This window comes from Lentilactobacillus kribbianus, from assembly GCF_013184075.1.
GTDB classification, from domain to species: Bacteria; Bacillota; Bacilli; order Lactobacillales; family Lactobacillaceae; genus Lentilactobacillus; species Lentilactobacillus kribbianus.
The window spans coordinates 159,890-179,024 of record NZ_JABEQQ010000001.1; the positions used below are offsets into that span (position 1 = coordinate 159,890).

Here is a 19,135-nt window from a genome sequence, read left to right on the forward strand (position 1 = left end):
GGCTATAGTGAACGTAATACAGCGTCCATGTCCTGCCAAACAGCATCAATATCTTGATCACCATTCACATTATGAAGCAAGTTACGTTCATCATAGTATGACACTAAAGGAGTATTCATTTTGATGTTAACGTCCAAACGATTCTTAACCGCTTCTGGTTTATCGTCGTCACGTTGATAAAACTCGTGGCTACCACAAACATCACAAGTATCAGGAACCTTTGGCATGTGGTACAACTTATGATAAGTTGCGCCACACTTTTTACAAATGAAGCGACCAGTCAAACGATCAGTTAAAATCGCTGGATCGACTTCAATATTAATCACTGCACTTAAAGGTTTGTTCAAAACATCAGTCATTTCAGCTAAAGCATCAGCTTGAGCCAAAGTACGTGGGTAACCATCTAAGAGAAATCCATCCTTAGTATCTGCTTGACTTAGACGTTCTTTAACGATTCCGTTTGTAACTTCATCCGGAACCAAATCGCCTTTATCAATAAATTCTTTGGCTTTCATTCCCATTTCCGTTTTATTTGCCATGGCTTCACGGAACATGTCACCAGTGGAAATATGAGGAATGTTGTAATTATCCACAATATACTGTGCTTGAGTACCTTTACCAGCACCAGGCAATCCCATTAAAATTAAGTTTAATGCCATTCTAATTTCCTCCAGTTATTCGAGTGTTTCTCACTACGCTTGGTCAGGATTAGGTTTTTTAATGAAGCCAACGTATTCACGTTTCATCATTAATCCCCGAATCTGACTAATAGTTTCGATAGCCACCCCAACAACAATTAGCAAACTAGTACCACCAAGACCAATTGATTCACTTAATTGCCATACGTTTTGAGCAATTAATGGTAATAATGCCACAATTCCTAAGAATAGTGAACCAACGGTACTTAATCTCATCAGCAATCCGGAAACATAAGATTGAGTCTCATGTCCTGGCCAAATGCCTGGAATGTAACTACCCTGCTTTTGCAAGTTTTCCGCTAATTTCTCAGGGTTAACTTGAACAAAGGCATAGAAGAAAGTAAACATAATGATTAATAACGTATAAAGTGTTGCCCCTGTTGGGGTTTGCATGTTGAAGATGTTAGTCATTACTTGGTACCAGGTATCTGCTGAATGATTCTTTGCAAAAACCATTAAAATGGTTTGTGGTGTAGAGATGAATGAACTGGCAAAAATGACAGGAATCACCCCAGCCACGTTAACCTTTAATGGTAAGTAACTACTATCAGAAGCACCTGCTACTCGACGAGTATATTGGATAGGTACACGCCGTTCGGCTTGTTGTACCCAAGTTACCCAAGTCACAATTACTAAAATTGCAATTACCAAAACAATTGAATATAGAATTGGTTGCCACAAATCTTGTGGCTCAACTCCAACAAAGAATTGTTGATAAACTTGAGCAATTCCTGAAGGCACTCTGGCAATAATACCAGCAAAGATAATCATGGAAATACCATTACCAATACCCTTTTCAGTGATCATATCACCCATCCAAGTGGTTAACATAGAGCCACCAGTTAGAATAATTCCAATGGTGATAAATGTTGAAGTGCTTGGATTCTTAACTAAGTTTAAACTACTTAACGTGTTAAACCCGGCTGTGATACCAATCGATTGGAAAAAGGCAAGAACAACAGTCAAGTAACGAGTTACTTGATTCAACTTGCGTCGTCCAACTTCACCTTGTTTTCCCCATTCCACAAAACGTGGCACGATATCCATTTGGAGAAGTTGAACAATAATTTGAGCAGTAATATAAGGCGAAACACCCATCGCAAAAATCGAATAATTAGTAAGACCGCCACCACTAAACGTGTTTAACATACTTACCAATCCTGATGATGCAACGGATTGTAACGCTTGAGCATTAATACCTGGAACCGTAATGTACGCCCCTAGTCTGAAAATGACTAGAACCATTAAAGTGAAAAGAATCTTGTTTCTAATATCTTTAACTTTAAACGCACCTTTTAAGGTCGAAAGCATTAAATCACCTCGATTTTACCGCCAGCGTTTTCAATTGCTTCTTGAGCAGATTTAGAAAATTTGTTGGCTTTAACAGTCAACTTCTTAGTGATTTCGCCTTCGCCAAGAATCTTGATTCCGCTCTTAGCGTTTTTAACGATGCCTGAAGTCAACAACAATTCTGGAGTTACTTCAGTGCCTTCGTCAAAGACGTTTAATTTAGCAACGTTAACAACAGCAAATTCTTTCCGGTTAATGTTGTTAAAACCACGCTTAGGAATACGACGGTACAATGGCATTTGGCCACCTTCAAAACCTACACGAGTCTTACTACGAGCCTTTTGACCTTTTTGACCACGTCCAGCAGTCTTACCTTTTCCGGCAGAACGGCCCCGGCCTTTACGCATACGACTTGAACGTGATCCTTCAGCAGCTTTAAGTTCATTCAACTTCATGAAATTGGCACCTCCTTTTTATTAATTAATATTAATCGTTAACTTGTTCAACTTCGATAAGGTGAGCAATGTGGAAAAGTGCTCCCCGAATTGATTCGTTGTCAGGTTTAACAACTGAACTGTTGACGCGGCCCAAGCCAAGCGCCTTAACAATCTTACGTTGTTTAGGGAGGCGATGAGTTGCGCTACGTTTTAAAGTAATCTTTAATTGAGCCATCTTTGTTCCCTCCTTATTCAGCTAAATGTGCGGTTGAAACGCCCCGTAATGCTGAAACTTCGTTAGCATTTTTCAATGCTTCCAAACCAGCAAAAGTAGCTCGGACAACGTTGACAGGAGTGTTTGAACCTAGACGTTTACTGGTAACATCATCAATACCAGCTAATTCCATAACGGCACGAACAGCGCCACCGGCTGCAACACCAGAACCTTCTTCGGCTGGCTTCAACATAATACGGCCACCACCGAAAGTTCCAATAATTTCGTGAGGAATTGTAGTACCAACGATAGGAACTTCGATTAAGTTTTTACGTGCAGCTTCAACAGCTTTACGAATGGCTTCAGGAACTTCTTGAGCTTTACCAGTACCAAAGCCAACATGACCGTGCTTGTCTCCGACAACAACTAAAGCAGCGAAACGTAGACGACGTCCACCTTTAACAACTTTAGTGATCCGGTTAATAGATACAACATTATCTTCAAGCTCTAATTTATCGGGATCAATAAACTTTTTCATGTGTGGTTATTCCTCCTTCTTTAGAATTCTAATCCGTTCTCGCGAGCTGATTCAGCGAGAGCTTGGACCCGACCATGGTAGATGTATCCGCCACGATCAAACACAACGTTCTTAATGTTTTTAGCAGCTGCACGTTCTGCAACTAATTTACCAACACTAACTGCTTGTTCAGTTTTGGTACCACTGATGGCAGAGTCCAGTGTTGAGGCACTAACAAGCGTTACACCCGCTACGTCATCAATGACTTGAGCGTAGATGTTTTTGTTAGAACGGTACACATTCAAGCGTGGGCGCTCGGCAGTACCAGAGATCTTATTCCGGACACGATTATGACGTCGTTGCCGATTTTTGTTCTTATCTGGTTTTGAAATCAAAATAGTCACCTCAAATTTTATTTAGGCTGATAAATTACTTACCAGTCTTACCTTCTTTACGAATAATGTGTTCGTTTTCGTAACGAATACCTTTACCTTTGTAAGGTTCTGGTGAACGTACGGCACGAACTTTAGCAGCAAAATCACCAACGTGTTGCTTGCTAATTCCACTCATATTAATAGTAGTATTATCAGGAACTTCAACAGTTACGTCTTCAGGAACCTGCATTTCTACAGGGTTTGAATAACCAACGTTTAAAGTTAATGTCTTACCTTTAAGTTGTGCACGGTAACCAACACCGACAAGTTTCAATGTTTTCTTGAAACCATCTGTAACCCCTTCAACCATGTTGCTGAAGTTGGCACGTGAAGTACCATGAAGTGCACGAACTTTGTTATTGTAATTACCAACTGGTTCAAAGTTAACTTCGTTGCCATCAATGTTCATCTTTACGTGATCTGAAAATTCACGGCTCAAAGTACCTTTAGCACCTTTAACAGTAATAACGTTACCTTCTTGCTTTACTTCCACACCGGCAGGTAAAACAACAGTTTTATAACCAATACGACTCATTTATTTCACCTCCAATTCCTATTAGATTTTTACCAAACGTAAGCGAGAACTTCGCCACCGACTTTTTGGGCACGAGCCTCTTTGTCAGTAATAACACCGTTTGATGTAGAAATGATTGCAATTCCTAAACCATTAAGAACCTTAGGAACAGCATCTGCTTTAACGTATGAACGCAAACCAGGTTTTGAGATTCGTTTCAAGCCAGTAATAACACGGGTGTTATCTTTACTGTACTTAAGGAAAACACGAATTACGCCTTGCTTGTCGTCATCAATGTATTCAACATCGCGTACAAAACCCTCACGTTTGAGAATTTCAGCAATGTCACTTTTGATTTTTGAAGCAGGTACTTCAACTGTTTCGTGACGAACCATGTTGGCGTTACGAATACGAGTTAAAAAGTCTGCAATTGGATCAGTCATAGACATGTGCGAACAACCTCCTTTTTTAAAGTTTTATTTTTACCAACTAGCTTTTTTCATACCAGGAATTTGACCTTCATGAGCGAGTTGACGAAGGCAAATACGGCAAAGATGGAACTTTTGGTAGACTGCCCGAGGACGGCCACAACGTTCGCAACGAGTGTAAGCTTGAGTTGAGAACTTTGCTGGACGTTCACTTTTTACAATCAATGATTTTTTAGCCAATGTAAAACCTCCTAAATTACTTTGCGAATGGCATACCGAATTGGCCCAATAATTCATGAGCTTCTTCATCGGTATCAGCAGTAGTGACAATAACGATATCTAAACCACGAACACGATTAACATCATCATAATCGATTTCAGGGAAGATCAATTGTTCACGTACACCTAACGTATAGTTACCACGACCATCAAATGACTTGCTTGAAACACCATGGAAGTCACGGACACGAGGAAGGGAAACGTTGATTAACTTATCAAGGAAATCATACATACGTTCACCACGAAGGGTTACTTTAGCACCGATTGACATACCTTCACGTAAACGGAAACCGGCGATTGATTTCTTGGCTTTAGTAACCATAGGTTTTTGACCAGAAATCAATGCTAATTCAGCAACAGCTTCATCAAGGTTCTTGGCGTTTGTAACAGCGTCACCAACACCCATGTTCAAAACGATTTTATCAAGCTTTGGAGCTTGCATAATTGATGAATAATTGAATTTTTCCATCAAACTTGGAGTAATTTCATTTGAATACTTTTCTTGTAAACGACTTGTCATTAAGTATGTTCCTCCTTTCTTAGTCGATAGTCTTGTTTGACTTCTTTGCGAAACGAACTTTTTTGCCATCTTCTACTCGGAACCCAACACGAGTTGGTTCGTTAGTTGATGGGTCGATAAGCATTACGTTAGAAACTTGAATTGGAGCTTCGGTATCAACAATCCCACCTTGAGGGTTTGCTTGAGAAGCCTTGGTATGTTTCTTAACCATGTTAATGCCTTCAACGATAACGCGGTTTTTAGAAGCAATAGTCTTAGTAACTGTTCCTTCTTTACCCTTGTCCTTGCCAGCGATCACACGGACTTTGTCACCAGTTTTAATAAACATTATGGGCACCTCCTTATTTTTGGTAGATTATAGAACTTCTGGGGCTAGTGAAACAATCTTCATGTAATTGCTATCACGTAATTCACGAGCAACCGGGCCAAAAATACGAGTGCCTTGAGGACTCTTATCATCCTTAATTAAAACTGCGGCATTTTCATCAAAACGAATGTATGAACCATCATTACGACGAATTGCAGATTTAGTACGAACGATAACGGCCTTAACAACATCACCCTTTTTGACAACGCCACCTGGTGTTGCTTGTTTGACAGTAGCGACAATAGTATCCCCAACTCCGGCATATCTTCTGATAGAACCACCTAGTACTTTAATAGTAAGTAATTCCTTTGCACCTGAGTTATCGGCAACATTTAAACGACTTTCTTGTTGAATCACAGGTTTATCCTCCCTTCATTTCAAATCAGAATACGATAAAAAATGATTTTAAATTAAATAATAACTGCTTTTTCAACAATATTGATCAAACGGAAACGCTTAGTTGCTGACATTGGGCGAGTTTCCATAATTTGAACGATATCGCCGGTTTTAGCTTCGTTATTTTCGTCATGAGCAGTGTACTTCTTTGAGTACTTAACTCGCTTACCGTAACGTGAATCATTTTTGTATGTTTCAACGACCACGGTGATGGTTTTGTTGTTCTTATCAGAAACAACGCGGCCTTGATAGACTTTACGCTGGTTACGTTCTTCAGCCATTAATTAAACCTCCTATCGTATTCTTACTTGCTTAGTTCTTGTTGACGAAGTGCAGTCTTGATACGAGCAATGTTCTTACGAACTTGCTTAAGACGTGCAGTGTTTTCTAATTGGCCAGTGGCTAATTGGAAACGAAGATTGAATAATTCGTCTTTATAATCTTTTTCTTTTTCAATCATTTGGTCAGTGGTTAATTCATTAATTTCTTTAGCCTTCATTTGATTCGCCACCTACTTCCTCACGTTTTACAATCTTAGTGCGAACAGGAAGCTTCATTGCTGCAAGGCGTAAGGCTTCGCGAGCGATTTCTTCTGAAACGCCGCCAACTTCAAACATAACCTTACCGCGCTTAACAGGTGCAACCCATCCAGCAGGAGTACCTTTACCATTACCCATTCGGACACCTACACCTTTTTCAGTGTAAGATTTGTGAGGGAAAATCTTAATCCAAACTTTCCCACCACGTTTCATGTAACGAGTCATTGCGATACGAGCAGCTTCGATTTGACGGTTAGTGATCCAGTGAGAATCAGTTGCTTCTAATCCGAAATCACCGAATGTAACATATCTATCACCTTTAGCTTCGCCACGCATGTGACCACGTTGCTCACGGCGGAACTTAACACGCTTTGGTACTAACATGTCTATTCCCCTCCTTTTTCAGCTTTTTTACTATTTGGCTTTTCTGGAAGGATTTCACCACGGTAGATCCAGGTTTTAACACCGATAGTTCCGTAAGTGGTAAATGCTTGTTCCCATGCGTAGTCGATATCGGCACGCAATGTGTGCAATGGAACAGTTCCTTCAGAATATGATTCAACACGAGCCATATCAGCACCGTTTAAACGACCTGATACTTGAGTTCTAACACCCAAAGCACCGGCACGAGTTGAACGTTGGATAGCTTGACGCATTGCACGACGGAACGCTACACGGCCTTCCAATTGACGAGCAATACTTTCACCAACTAATTTTGCGTCCAAATCAGGTTTCTTGATTTCAACGATGTTGATGTGAACACGTTTACCGGTTAATTTGTTAAGTTCTTTACGTAGGTTTTCTACTTCAGAACCACCCTTACCGATAACCATACCAGGTTTAGCAGTATGAATTGAAATGTTAACGCGGTTTGCGGCCCGTTCAATTTCAATGGTTGAAACGGAAGCATTTGCAAGGCGTTTTTCAATGTATTTACGAATCTTAAGATCTTCTGCTAAATAACTTGCATAATCTTTTTCAGCGTACCATTTTGCTTGCCAGTCACGGATAATACCGACCCGTAAGCCGTTAGGATTAATTGTCTTACCCACGCGTTACCCCTCCTTCTTTTCAGACACAACAATTGTGATGTGACTTGTTCTCTTGTTAATTGGTGATGCAGAACCTTTAGCTCTTGGGCGGAAACGCTTAAGAGTTGGTCCTTCATTCACGATTGCTTTACTTACGTAAAGATCTTGACTATCTAAGTCAAAGTTATTTTCTGCGTTTGCTACTGCAGATTTAAGCACTTTTGAAACTACTGGAGAAGCACCACGAGGGGTGAACTTCAAAATTGCCATAGCTTCAGCGACGCTTTTGCCTCTAATAAGGTCAACGACAAGGCGGACCTTACGAGCTGCAATTCGAACAGTTTTGGCAGTAGCCGTTGCTGATGTGATTTGTTCAGCCATTGTTATCCTCCTTGCTATTACTTAGTCTTTTTGTCGTCTCCACCATGACCGTGGAAAGTACGAGTTGGAACGAATTCGCCTAACTTATGTCCAACCATATCTTCTTGAACATAAACTGGTACGTGTTTACGACCATCATAAACGGCAAAAGTGTATCCAATAAAACTTGGGAAAATCGTTGAACGACGTGACCAGGTCTTGATAACGGATTTCTTTTCTACATCTTTTTGGGCATCAACCTTCTTGAGCAAGTACTCATCGGCGAATGGTCCCTTTTTTAAACTACGACCCATGTTGAAACCTCCTCTACGAAAAACTTTTTTAAAAATCTCAAATTACATCTTCGAGCCTTTACGACGACGAACGATAAATTTATCAGACTTAGCTCTCTTATTACGAGTCTTCTTACCAACGGTCTTCTTACCCCATGGAGATAATGGTGATGGTAATCCGACTGGTGCTTTACCTTCACCACCACCATGAGGGTGATCGTTAGGGTTCATTACAGATCCACGAACATGAGGACGTTGACCTTTGTAACGGTTACGACCAGCTTTACCAACGTTAACAAGTTCGTGTTCTTCGTTACCAACGGCACCGATAGTAGCACGGTTAACACTAAGTACCATTCGAACTTCACCAGAAGTCAAACGAACTAATGAATACTTGCCATCACGTCCAAGTAATTGAGCTGAAGCACCAGCAGAACGAGCCAATTGGCCACCCTTACCAGGCTTTAATTCGATATTGTGGATAACAGTACCAACTGGAATGTTTTCTAGTGGAAGTGCGTTACCAACTTTAATATCAGCTTCGGAACCAGATTCAATCTTGTCCCCAACTTTAAGTCCCTTAGGTGCAATGATGTAAGCTTTGATACCATCTTCATAGTATACCAATGCGATATTAGCAGTACGATTTGGATCGTATTCAATTGCCTTAACAATTGCAGGAACGTTATCTTTGTTACGCTTAAAATCGATTACACGATATTGGTTCTTGTTACCGCCGCCACGATGACGTACAGTCATATGACCGTAGTTGTTACGACCGGCAGTTTTGCTCTTTGATTCAAGCAATGATTTTTCAGGCTTTGACTTAGTGATATCACTGTAGTCAAGGCTTGTCATATTACGTCGACCATTACTGGTTGGTTTATATGTTTTAATCGCCACGATATTTCCCTCCTATATTAGAGATATTGTTAAATTATTCTTCACCGAATAATTGAATTTCTTTTGAATCTGCAGATAAGGTTACGATGGCCTTACGGCGCTTAGTTGTGTAACCAGTGAAACGACCTTGGCGCTTAAGCTTGCCACGAACATTCATAATGTTAACTTTAGTTACGTTAACAGCAAAAATGTCTTCGATAGCCTTCTTAACTTGCGTCTTGGTTGCTCGTAAATCCACGTCAAAAGTGTAACGCTTGTCGTCCATTTTGGCAGTTGACTCTTCAGTAATTACCGGACGCAAAATAATATCACGTGATTCCATTATGCGAGCACCTCCTCTACTTGAGAAAGAGCAGTCTTAGTCATAACGACTTTGTCGCTGTTAGCAACATCTAAAACGTTAACTTCTTTAGCATCAATAACCTTAACGTTGTCAAGATTACGAGCTGAACGAATAGCGTTTTCGTTGTCATTTTCTAAAACTACCAAAGTTTTTGTATCAGCATTTAAACTGTTAAGTAAGTTAGCAAATTCTTTAGTCTTAGGAGTATCAAAGCTCAAAGAATCAACCATAACAAGTTTTTCATCAGCTACCTTAGCAGAAAGTACAGACTTCATAGCAAGTCTAGTAACTTTACGAGGTAAATGATAAGCGTATGAACGTGGAGTTGGGCCAAAGACAATTCCACCGCCACGCCATTGTGGTGAACGAATTGATCCTTGACGAGCACGACCAGTTCCTTTTTGACGCCATGGCTTCTTACCACCACCACGAACAGCTGAACGGTTCTTAACAGCGTGGGTACCTTGGCGCATTGAAGCACGTTGCATTAAAATAGTATCAAACACAACGTGTTCATTAGGTTCAATTGCAAAAATTTCATCATTTAAAGCAATTGTTCCGTTTTGACTACCATCTTGTTTGTATAATGCTACATCTGTCATTTATCATTTTCCTCCTTTCTATTTTTTTGAACTGCGAGCTGCAGTTTTAATTGTAACGAATGATTTGTTGGCACCTGGCACGTTACCCTTAATAAGGATTACGTTGTTTTCAGCGTCTGTGCTAACAATTTCAAGATTTTGAATAGTAACAGTCTTGTTACCCATTCGACCTGGCAACTTCATACCTGGCGCAACACGGTTAATAATAACACCAAGTGAACCTGGACGACGGTGATAACGAGAACCGTGGGTTTCTGGTCCACGACGTTGACCATCTTTATGAATGTTACCTTGGTATCCATGACCCTTTGTAGTACCAGTTACATCAACGATGTCACCTGGTTCAAAGATGTCTGCTTTTACTTCGTCACCGGCATTGTAATCGCTAAGCTCAACATCTTTGATTTCCTTAATGAAGCGCTTAGGATCAGTATTAGCCTTCTTTGCGTGACCTTGTGCTGGTTTGTTGCTCAAAACGGCACGCTTGTTAGCGAAACCAAGTTGAACTGATTCGTAACCATCTGTTTCAACAGTCTTAACTTGCATAACAACGTTAGGAGTTACTTCAACAACAGTAACTGGAACTAATTCGCCTGCTTCTGTAAAGACTTGAGTCATTCCGACTTTTCTTCCTAAGATTCCTTTTTTGGTCATGAGTACACCTCCGATATAATGTATTTTATAGCTTGATTTCGATATCTACACCACTAGGTAGATCCAACTTCATAAGTGAATCAACCGTTTTTGGTGTTGGATTTAAAATATCAATTAACCGCTTGTGGGTTAGAATTTCAAATTGTTCACGCGCATCCTTGTACTTATGTGGTGAACTCAAAACAGTATAGATTGTACGTTCAGTAGGCAATGGAATTGGGCCAGAAATAGTAGCACCAGTCCGTTGTGCAGTTGCAACAATCTTATCAGCAGATTGATCCAAGATGCGATGTTCGTACGCCTTCAAACGAATCCGAATTTTTTGTTTTGCCATTATGTTCCCTCCTTCGTCTATTTTGAAAATAGGACTAACTCCGTGAAAATTACCGCCGCACCCATGGCAAAGCATCCGGGTGTGTCGCAACCTTTCACATCAAAGCTAATACTGCCCTGTTTATAGGCAAACTAATCCCTAAAAACAAGTACTTAATTATTCTACCCGATATCATTGACCAGTGCAAGGTTTATCCGTGAATTCATTGAATTTAATTTGTTTGTAACAAAAAACAACACCCACAAATACGTAGGTGTTGTTTTTTAGAATTGAATTATTCAGCGTTGCCGCCGTTCTTTTCAATAATTTCTTTTTGGATACCCTTTGGTACTGGTTCGTAATGATCAAATGTCATAGTGAAAGTACCACGACCTTGTGATGCAGAACGAAGTGTAGTAGCGTAACCAAACATTTCTGACAATGGCACATATGAATGAATCATCTTGGCACCGGAACGATCTTCCATACCATCAAGACGACCACGACGTGCGGTAACTTGTCCCATGATATCACCCATGTATTCTTCAGGAACAGTGATATCAACTTTCATAATTGGTTCCAAGATAACTGGAGCAGCGGTCTTAGCAGCATTACGCAAGGCCATTGAAGCAGCAATCTTGAAGGCAGCTTCACTAGAATCGACTTCATGGTAACTACCATCGTATAACTTGGCTTTCAAGTCAACTAATGGGTAACCAGCAAGAACACCGTTTGCCAAGGCTTCTTTCAAACCTTGTTCAACTGATGGGATGTATTCACGAGGAACAACACCACCAACAATGGCATCTTCGAATTCAAATCCTTTACCTTCTTCGTTAGGTTCGAATTCAACCCAAACGTCACCATATTGACCTTTACCACCAGATTGACGAACGAATTTACCTTGAGCAGAAGTCTTCTTAGTAAATGCTTCACGGTAAGAAACTTGAGGAGCACCGATGTTGGCTTCAACGTTAAATTCACGTTTCATCCGGTCGATGATGATATCAAGTTGTAACTCACCCATTCCGGCAATCAAAGTTTCACCAGTTTCATGGTTGGTTTCAGCTCTAAATGAAGGATCTTCTTCAGCAAGCTTTTGAATAGCAACATCCATCTTTTCTTGGTCAGCCTTTGACTTAGGTTCAACGGCCATTTGAATAACGGGTTCTGGAACTTCCATTGATTCAAGGTGTAATGGATGATCTGGATCAGTCAATGAATCACCAGTAGTGGTGTTCTTCAAACCAATAGCAGCGGCGATATCACCAGAGAATACTTCTGGGATTTCTTTACGTTGGTTAGAATGCATTTGCACCAAACGACCAACACGTTCACGCTTGTTCTTAGTAGAGTTAAGTACGTAAGAACCAGATTCCAAAGTACCAGTATAAACACGGATAAATGTCAAACGACCAACGAATGGATCAGTGATGATCTTAAATGCTAATGAAGCAAATGGTGCGTCATCATTGGCAATCAGTTCAACTTCTTCACCAGTTTCAGGGTTAGTAGCGTTGTATGGCTTAACATCAAGTGGTGATGGTAAGTAATCAACAACGGCATCTAACATCATTTGCACACCCTTGTTCTTGAAGGCAGAACCAGCAAGCACTGGGAATAATTCAAGGGCTAAAGTACCTTTACGGATGGCTGCTTTAATTTCTGGAATAGAAATTTCTTCACCTTCCAAGTATTTTTCCATGATATCGTCATCAATGTCAGCAAGTTTTTCAATCATTGCTGTCCGACGTTTTTCAGCTTCAGTCTTGTATTCTTCAGGAACATCAACTGTATCCCATTCAGTTCCAAGTTCATCTTCGTCGTAGATATCGGCTTTCATTTCAACTAAGTCAATAACTCCTTGGAAGTTATCTTCGGCACCGATAGGCATTTGAATTGCTAAAGCATTAGCGTTCAAACGTTCGCCAATTGAGTCAACTGAGAAATCAAAGTTAGCGCCCATCTTATCCATCTTGTTAGCAAAGACGATACGAGGAACGTTATATTCTGATGCTTGACGCCAAACAGTTTCGGTTTGTGGTTCAACACCGGCTTGAGCATCAAGAACAGTTACGGCACCATCAAGAACCCGCAATGAACGTTCAACTTCCATAGTGAAGTCCACGTGACCTGGGGTATCGATGATGTTAACTCGGTAACCTTTCCATTGAGCAGTTGTAGCTGCTGATTGGATAGTGATACCACGTTCTTGTTCTTGTTCCATCCAGTCCATTTGTGAAGCACCATCATGGGTTTCACCAATTTTGTGAATCTTACCAGTATAGTACAAGATACGTTCAGTAGTGGTTGTTTTACCGGCATCGATATGGGCCATGATACCAATGTTACGAGTTTTTTCTAGTGGAAATTCTCGTGTGTTAGCCATTAAATTGTTACTCCTCTCGATTTAAAATCAGAAATAAAGTCGGCTAGAAGGCCGACTTTAAAATAAATATTACCAACGATAGTGAGCGAATGCTCGGTTGGCTTCAGCCATTTTATGAGTATCTTCGCGCTTCTTAACAGCAGCACCTGTGTTGTTAGCAGCTTCCATGATTTCACGTGCAAGACGTTCAGTCATAGTGTGTTCACCACGAGTACGTGCATAGTTAACAATCCAACGAAGACCTAAAGTTGAACGACGTTCTGGACGAACTTCGATCGGAACTTGGTAGTTAGAACCACCAACACGGCGAGCTTTAACTTCAAGAACTGGCATAACGTTGTTCATTGCTTCATCAAAGACTTCCAAAGGTTCGTTACCTGTTTCTTCTTTGATAATGTCAAAAGCATCGTATAAGATTGTTGAAGCAGTACCACGCTTACCATCAAGCATCAAGTGGTTGATTAAGCGAGTAACCATTTTTGAGTTGTAAATTGGATCAGGAAGTACTTCCCGTTTTTGAACATTTCCTTTTCTTGGCATTTCGTTATCCTCCTTGCGATTCTATGAATCAAAATTATTTTTTAGTCCTTAGGCTTCTTAGTACCGTATTTAGAACGACTTTGACGACGATCAGTAACACCGGCAGTATCAAGGGCACCACGGATAACGTGATAACGAACACCAGGTAAATCCTTAACACGGCCACCACGGATCAAAACAACACTATGTTCTTGCAAGTTATGACCAATACCAGGAATGTAAGCGGTAACTTCGATCAAGTTTGACAAACGAACACGAGCGTACTTCCGCAAAGCAGAGTTAGGCTTTTTAGGAGTCATTGTACCAACACGGGTAGCAACGCCTCGTTTTTGAGGAGCTGGGTTAGAAGTTAACTTCTTCTTGTAACTGTTGTAACCATAATTCAAAGCAGGAGAGTTTGATTTTGTGGTTCTTGATTTACGTCCTTTACGAACTAATTGATTAATTGTAGGCATCTAAAAGTACTCCTTTCATTTTTCCATTGTAAGTCCACACATCCAGGCGGTTCTTTTTTATGTAAAAAATAAAAAACACCTGGTCTCACTTTTTGTCTGAACAGTCAGCATGTCTGATCATTTCAGAAACCTGTCGCAAAAAGCACCTTCATTAATTTATCATTCTCTCCCCAATCTGTCAAATAGTTTCCGTAATTTCACCTCCCGTTTGCGTATTTAATTATAGGAGGTGAATCCATGACCATCATTGCGTTTATTACCGGAGCTTGTTTAGCATCCTTTTTGAACTTAATTATTGAACGTCGAAATAATTATCAAAGCGTTATTTCAAATCCCAGATCTCATTGTTTTAGTTGTCAAACAGTGTTGAAACCCCAAGACCTCATTCCCATTTTAAGCTTTTTACTTCTAAAAGGTCGCTGCCGATATTGTCACACTAAAATTGCCGCTCATCATTGGCAAATTGAATTATTTGTCGGAATTTTATTTGTACTAGTCTGTCAGTCCCCCACTTCTTCACTTCAAGCCATTATTTTAATTTTAATCAGCTATATAAGCATCTGGGATTGGCACTGTCAGTATTTTCCAATCTGGCCCAGTATCACGCTTATTTTAATAGCCTGGTATCTGTCGTCATGGCCCCTTCGACAAAAAATTATTTTTGTTATCATTTATGTCTTTTTACTAGTATTGACTCATTTTTTTGCCGTTATTGGTGCTGGTGATTTAGATTTTGGTTTATTCATACTTCTGCAATGTTCTTATTTAGAGTCCTTAACTATTCTCTTTTTTAGCTGCGTTTTCGCCCTTTTTTACCTATTATTAAAACGTCAAGTAGTCACCCAAATCGCTTTTTTACCTTTTTTGGCACTGAGTTACATTCTTTGTAGTCCATGAATATCTTTATTTAATCAATAAAAAAACTCCCTAGAATAAATTCTAGGGAGTTTTAACTATTTAAATAGTTTACTTAGCGTTATTTTCTTGAGCCTTCATGCGCTCTTCTAATTCGCTAATTGATAAAACGCCATCAGTAGTTTTAGCGCCTACTTCTTCCGGCTTAATACCACGGTAATCACCCATACCAGTACCGGCAGGAATCAATTTACCAATGATAACATTTTCTTTCAAACCAACCAACGGATCATTCTTACCACGAATAGCGGCATCCGTTAATACTCGAGTAGTTTCTTGGAATGAAGCAGCTGATAAGAAACTGTTAGTTTCAAGAGCGGCCTTGGTAATTCCAAGTAATACTGGACGAGCAGTGGCTGGAATACCACCAGAAATGATGGTATCAGCATTACTTTCTTTAAAGTCGTTAATATCCATTAAAGTACCAGGCAAGACATCTGTATCACCTGAATCCATAATCCGAACTTTACGAAGCATTTGACGAACCATGATTTCCACATGCTTATCAGACACTTCCACCCCTTGCATTCGGTAAGTTTTTTGAACTTCATGCAATAGGTAGTTTTCGGTAGAAAGAACATCACGAACTTTAAGAAGTTCCTTAGGATCAACAGAACCAGAGTTCAATGCAGAACCACGGTGGATAAAGTCGCCTTCAGCAATTAACATCCGTGCAGTCAATGGTACTGTATAGGTTCTAGTATCAGCTTCACCTTTAATAGTAACTTCTCTAGTTCTTTCAGCTGGATTTTCTTCGATTGATTCAACCGTTCCAGTTACTTCAGTAATTTCTGCCTTACCTTTAGGGTTTCGAGCTTCAAAAATTTCTTGAACACGAGGAAGCCCTTGGGTGATATCGGCATTACCGGCAACACCACCGGTATGGAAGTTTCGCATGGTTAATTGAGTACCAGGTTCACCGATTGATTGAGCGGCAACAGTACCAACTGCTTCACCAACTTCAACTTCATCACCAGTAGCATTGTTTCGACCATAACATTTTTCACAGACACCATGAAGAGTGTTACAAGTAAAAGCAGAACGAATAGTTACTTCCTTAACTCCGGCTGCGTCAATCTTATCAGCATCATCTTCATTAATCATGTGGTTAGCAGAAACAATAACTTCACCAGTTTCAGGATTCTTAACGGTCTTCATTGCATAACGACCAACAATTCGGTCATACAATGGTTCGATCATTTCGTTTCCTTCAGTAATTGCACTGATAGTCAAACCACGATCAGTACCACAGTCTTTTTCACGAATAATAACATCTTGAGCCACATCAACCAAACGACGAGTTAAGTAACCAGAGTTGGCAGTCTTAAGGGCCGTATCGGTCATACCTTTACGGGCACCGTGGGTAGAAATAAACATTTCCAACACTGAAAGACCTTCACGGAAGTTTGAAGTGATAGGCAATTCCATGATTTCACCGTTAGGAGCGGCCATCAAGCCACGCATACCGGCAAGCTGAGTAAAGTTTGAGATGTTTCCACGAGCTCCAGAATCACTCATCATGAAGATAGGATTTTGTTGTTCGAAGTTAGTCATTAAACGATTTTGAATTTCGTCCTTAGCATCGTTCCAGATACCAATAACTCGTTCATAACGTTCGTGATCAGTAATCAAACCACGACGGAATTGTTTAGTAACCATGCCAACCTTCTTGTGAGCATCAGCAATGATTTCTGGTTTTTCCTTTAATTCAGTAATATCAGCGATACCGACAGTTAAACCAGATTTAGTTGAATCGTCATAACCTAGATCCTTCATACGATCAAGTAACAATGAAGTTTCAGTTACTTTGTATTGTTTGTAAACTTCAGCAATGATGTCACTCAAGAAGCCTTTCTTGAATGGCAAAATCAATTCAGCATTGGCCAAGTATTCATGAATATCTTCACCAGCATCTAAGAAATACTTATCAGGCACGTAGCCGTTCAAGTTAGTGCTCGTTGGTTCATTAAGATATGGGAATGCTGCTGGCAAGATCATGTTAAAGAAGATCTTACCAACTGAAGTAACCATAATTTTATCACGTTGGTCATCAGTAAATGGCTTTTCAGCAAAAGCACTAGTCCGAATTCCTACTCGTGAATGCCAGTGAACTAAACCATTTCGATATGCTAAATCAGCTTCTTGAGGTGAATTAAAGATCATACCTTCACCTTCACGGTTAGCTTCTTCCATGGTTAGGTAGTAGTTACCGATAACCATATCTTGAGAAGGAGCCACAACAGGCTTACCATCACGAGGAGCCAAAATATGACCAGCAGCTAACATAAGCAAGCGTGATTCAGCTTGAGCTTCATCTGATAATGGCACATGAATGGCCATTTGATCCCCATCGAAGTCGGCATTGTAAGCTTCACAAACCAATGGGTGCAAACGCATTGCTTTACCACTAACCAATACAGGTTCAAATGCTTGAATACCAAGTCTATGCAAGGTAGGGGCCCGGTTAAGCAATACTGGATGTTCTTTAATAACATCTTCTAAAACGCCGAAGACATCGTCATCTTGACGGTCAATCTTGCGCTTAGCATTTTTAATGTTAGATGCTAATTCACGAGAAACCAATTCTTTCATGATGAAAGGTTTGAATAATTCCATTGCCATTGGCACAGGAAGACCCATTTGGTTCATCTTCAAGTTAGGACCAACATCGATAACTGAACGACCAGAATAATCAACCCGCTTACCAAGCAAGTTTTGACGGAAACGGCCTTGCTTACCTTTCAGTAAGTGAGAAAGTGATTTCAATGGACGGTTACCAGGACCAGCAACAGGACGACCACGACGACCGTTATCAAATAAGGCATCAACGGCTTCTTGAAGCATCCGTTTTTCATTTTGAACAATGATTCCAGGAGCATTTAAGTCTAACAAACGTTTCAAACGATTGTTACGGTTAATTACTCGACGGTACAAATCGTTCAAGTCAGAAGTGGCAAAACGGCCACCTTCAAGTTGTACCATTGGTCGTAAATCAGGTGGGATAACTGGAATAGCATCCATTACCATCCAAGTTAAATCATTGCCTGAGTTAACAAAAGCTTCCAAGATATCCAAACGACGAACCGCACGAGTCCGTTTTTGACCAGTAGCTTCCTTTAATTCTTCTTTTAATTCAGCTACTTCGCCTTCAACATCAACGTTGCTTAACAACGTTTTGATTGCTTCAGCACCAATTTCAGCTTCGAAACGAGGACCATATTCTTGTTTCTTTTCACGGTATTCTCGTTCAGAAAGCAATTGCTTGTTTTCCATCGGTGTGTTACCTGAATCAGTAACCACATAAGAAGCAAAGTAAATGATTTCTTCCAGTGCTCGAGGGCTCATGTCAAGAACCAAGCCCATTCGACTTGGAATACCCTTGAAATACCAAATGTGAGTTACGGGAGCAGCTAACTCAATGTGACCCATTCGTTCACGACGAACTTTAGAACGAGTTACTTCAACCCCACATCGATCACAAACGATTCCCTTATAACGAATTCGCTTGTACTTACCACAAGCACATTCCCAATCCTTAGTAGGACCAAAAATACGCTCATCGAAGAGGCCATCTTTTTCTGGTTTTAATGTTCGGTAGTTGATGGTTTCAGGTTTTTTGACCTCACCATATGACCAGCTACGAATTTTATCGGGAGATGCAAGACCAATCTGCATACTCTCAAATTTATTGACATCGACCACTA

Annotated in this window: 28 protein-coding genes; 1 reads left to right on the forward strand and 27 read right to left on the reverse strand. The window is 40.3% G+C overall.

Annotated elements, in window-relative coordinates; translation table 11 throughout:
- Window positions 1-2 precede the first annotated feature (2 nt).
- From HII32_RS00920 to rpsL, 26 genes are all read right to left on the reverse strand, one after another.
- On the reverse strand, window positions 3-659 hold the full coding sequence (locus HII32_RS00920; RefSeq protein ID WP_172187415.1) for an adenylate kinase: 657 nt from the start codon (window positions 657-659) through the stop codon (window positions 3-5).
- 33 nt (window positions 660-692) lie between these two features.
- Window positions 693-2,009, reverse strand: a complete 1,317-nt coding sequence (secY, locus tag HII32_RS00925; protein WP_172187417.1) for a preprotein translocase subunit SecY — start codon at window positions 2,007-2,009, stop codon at window positions 693-695.
- On the reverse strand, window positions 2,009-2,443 hold the full coding sequence (rplO, locus tag HII32_RS00930; RefSeq protein ID WP_172187419.1) for a 50S ribosomal protein L15: 435 nt from the start codon (window positions 2,441-2,443) through the stop codon (window positions 2,009-2,011). Before rplO ends, secY begins: the two co-directional genes overlap by 1 nt.
- Window positions 2,444-2,474: 31 nt before the next feature.
- Window positions 2,475-2,660, reverse strand: coding sequence for a 50S ribosomal protein L30 (gene rpmD / locus HII32_RS00935; protein WP_172187421.1), 186 nt, complete (start codon window positions 2,658-2,660; stop codon window positions 2,475-2,477).
- 13 nt (window positions 2,661-2,673) lie between these two features.
- Window positions 2,674-3,177: a 30S ribosomal protein S5 gene (gene rpsE, locus HII32_RS00940; RefSeq protein ID WP_172187423.1), complete on the reverse strand. Its 504-nt coding sequence runs from the start codon at window positions 3,175-3,177 to the stop codon at window positions 2,674-2,676.
- Between the two features lie 20 nt (window positions 3,178-3,197).
- Window positions 3,198-3,560, reverse strand: coding sequence for a 50S ribosomal protein L18 (rplR, locus tag HII32_RS00945; RefSeq protein WP_343034632.1), 363 nt, complete (start codon window positions 3,558-3,560; stop codon window positions 3,198-3,200).
- A 25-nt stretch (window positions 3,561-3,585) separates the two neighbouring features.
- Window positions 3,586-4,125, reverse strand: coding sequence for a 50S ribosomal protein L6 (rplF, locus tag HII32_RS00950; RefSeq protein ID WP_172187427.1), 540 nt, complete (start codon window positions 4,123-4,125; stop codon window positions 3,586-3,588).
- Window positions 4,126-4,154: 29 nt separating this feature from the next.
- Window positions 4,155-4,553 (reverse strand): 30S ribosomal protein S8, encoded by a 399-nt coding sequence (gene rpsH, locus HII32_RS00955; RefSeq protein ID WP_172187429.1) that lies wholly within the window; start codon window positions 4,551-4,553, stop codon window positions 4,155-4,157.
- 33 nt (window positions 4,554-4,586) lie between these two features.
- Window positions 4,587-4,772 carry a type Z 30S ribosomal protein S14 gene (locus tag HII32_RS00960; protein ID WP_054671402.1) on the reverse strand — a complete coding sequence of 62 codons (186 nt, stop codon included), beginning with the start codon at window positions 4,770-4,772 and terminating at the stop codon, window positions 4,587-4,589.
- A gap of 16 nt (window positions 4,773-4,788) precedes the next feature.
- Window positions 4,789-5,331, reverse strand: coding sequence for a 50S ribosomal protein L5 (gene rplE, locus HII32_RS00965; RefSeq protein ID WP_172187431.1), 543 nt, complete (start codon window positions 5,329-5,331; stop codon window positions 4,789-4,791).
- A gap of 19 nt (window positions 5,332-5,350) precedes the next feature.
- A complete protein-coding gene (gene rplX / locus HII32_RS00970) occupies window positions 5,351-5,659 on the reverse strand; it encodes a 50S ribosomal protein L24 (protein WP_172187433.1) in 309 nt (102 codons plus the stop codon).
- A gap of 27 nt (window positions 5,660-5,686) precedes the next feature.
- Window positions 5,687-6,055, reverse strand: a complete 369-nt coding sequence (gene rplN, locus HII32_RS00975; RefSeq protein WP_172187435.1) for a 50S ribosomal protein L14 — start codon at window positions 6,053-6,055, stop codon at window positions 5,687-5,689.
- 53 nt (window positions 6,056-6,108) lie between these two features.
- A complete protein-coding gene (rpsQ, locus tag HII32_RS00980) occupies window positions 6,109-6,375 on the reverse strand; it encodes a 30S ribosomal protein S17 (protein WP_172187437.1) in 267 nt (88 codons plus the stop codon).
- 23 nt (window positions 6,376-6,398) lie between these two features.
- The gene (gene rpmC, locus HII32_RS00985; protein ID WP_172187439.1) at window positions 6,399-6,593 is read right to left on the reverse strand and encodes a 50S ribosomal protein L29; all 195 of its coding nucleotides are present in this window, start codon (window positions 6,591-6,593) and stop codon (window positions 6,399-6,401) included.
- The gene (gene rplP / locus HII32_RS00990) at window positions 6,583-7,017 is read right to left on the reverse strand and encodes a 50S ribosomal protein L16 (protein ID WP_172187441.1); all 435 of its coding nucleotides are present in this window, start codon (window positions 7,015-7,017) and stop codon (window positions 6,583-6,585) included. The genes rpmC and rplP overlap by 11 nt, the downstream gene beginning before the upstream one ends.
- A 2-nt stretch (window positions 7,018-7,019) precedes the next feature.
- Entirely contained in the window at window positions 7,020-7,685 is a 666-nt protein-coding gene (gene rpsC, locus HII32_RS00995; protein WP_172187443.1) for a 30S ribosomal protein S3, read from the reverse strand.
- A gap of 3 nt (window positions 7,686-7,688) precedes the next feature.
- On the reverse strand, window positions 7,689-8,045 hold the full coding sequence (rplV, locus tag HII32_RS01000; protein ID WP_172187445.1) for a 50S ribosomal protein L22: 357 nt from the start codon (window positions 8,043-8,045) through the stop codon (window positions 7,689-7,691).
- Between the two features lie 17 nt (window positions 8,046-8,062).
- Complete coding sequence (gene rpsS / locus HII32_RS01005) at window positions 8,063-8,338, reverse strand: 30S ribosomal protein S19 (protein WP_172187447.1); 276 nt, start codon at window positions 8,336-8,338, stop codon at window positions 8,063-8,065.
- A 42-nt stretch (window positions 8,339-8,380) separates the two neighbouring features.
- Window positions 8,381-9,220, reverse strand: a complete 840-nt coding sequence (gene rplB / locus HII32_RS01010; RefSeq protein ID WP_172187449.1) for a 50S ribosomal protein L2 — start codon at window positions 9,218-9,220, stop codon at window positions 8,381-8,383.
- Between the two features lie 34 nt (window positions 9,221-9,254).
- Window positions 9,255-9,542 (reverse strand): 50S ribosomal protein L23, encoded by a 288-nt coding sequence (gene rplW / locus HII32_RS01015; RefSeq protein ID WP_172187451.1) that lies wholly within the window; start codon window positions 9,540-9,542, stop codon window positions 9,255-9,257.
- Window positions 9,542-10,165 (reverse strand): 50S ribosomal protein L4, encoded by a 624-nt coding sequence (gene rplD / locus HII32_RS01020; protein WP_172187453.1) that lies wholly within the window; start codon window positions 10,163-10,165, stop codon window positions 9,542-9,544. The genes rplW and rplD overlap by 1 nt, the downstream gene beginning before the upstream one ends.
- Before the next feature lie 18 nt (window positions 10,166-10,183).
- The gene (gene rplC, locus HII32_RS01025; RefSeq protein WP_172187455.1) at window positions 10,184-10,819 is read right to left on the reverse strand and encodes a 50S ribosomal protein L3; all 636 of its coding nucleotides are present in this window, start codon (window positions 10,817-10,819) and stop codon (window positions 10,184-10,186) included.
- Between the two features lie 25 nt (window positions 10,820-10,844).
- Window positions 10,845-11,153 (reverse strand): 30S ribosomal protein S10, encoded by a 309-nt coding sequence (rpsJ, locus tag HII32_RS01030; protein WP_054671360.1) that lies wholly within the window; start codon window positions 11,151-11,153, stop codon window positions 10,845-10,847.
- Window positions 11,154-11,427: 274 nt separating this feature from the next.
- Window positions 11,428-13,521 (reverse strand): elongation factor G, encoded by a 2,094-nt coding sequence (gene fusA / locus HII32_RS01035; protein ID WP_172187457.1) that lies wholly within the window; start codon window positions 13,519-13,521, stop codon window positions 11,428-11,430.
- A 69-nt stretch (window positions 13,522-13,590) separates the two neighbouring features.
- The gene (gene rpsG, locus HII32_RS01040; RefSeq protein WP_172187459.1) at window positions 13,591-14,061 is read right to left on the reverse strand and encodes a 30S ribosomal protein S7; all 471 of its coding nucleotides are present in this window, start codon (window positions 14,059-14,061) and stop codon (window positions 13,591-13,593) included.
- A 41-nt stretch (window positions 14,062-14,102) separates the two neighbouring features.
- A complete protein-coding gene (gene rpsL / locus HII32_RS01045; protein WP_172187461.1) occupies window positions 14,103-14,516 on the reverse strand; it encodes a 30S ribosomal protein S12 in 414 nt (137 codons plus the stop codon).
- Window positions 14,517-14,753: 237 nt separating this feature from the next.
- On the opposite strand from rpsL, the gene HII32_RS01050 reads away from it, so the two are divergent.
- Window positions 14,754-15,413, forward strand: a complete 660-nt coding sequence (locus tag HII32_RS01050; protein WP_172187463.1) for a prepilin peptidase — start codon at window positions 14,754-14,756, stop codon at window positions 15,411-15,413.
- 69 nt (window positions 15,414-15,482) lie between these two features.
- On the opposite strand, the gene rpoC is transcribed toward HII32_RS01050, so the two are convergent.
- The gene (gene rpoC, locus HII32_RS01055) at window positions 15,483-19,133 is read right to left on the reverse strand and encodes a DNA-directed RNA polymerase subunit beta' (RefSeq protein WP_172187465.1); all 3,651 of its coding nucleotides are present in this window, start codon (window positions 19,131-19,133) and stop codon (window positions 15,483-15,485) included.
- Between the last annotated feature and the right edge of the window lie 2 nt (window positions 19,134-19,135).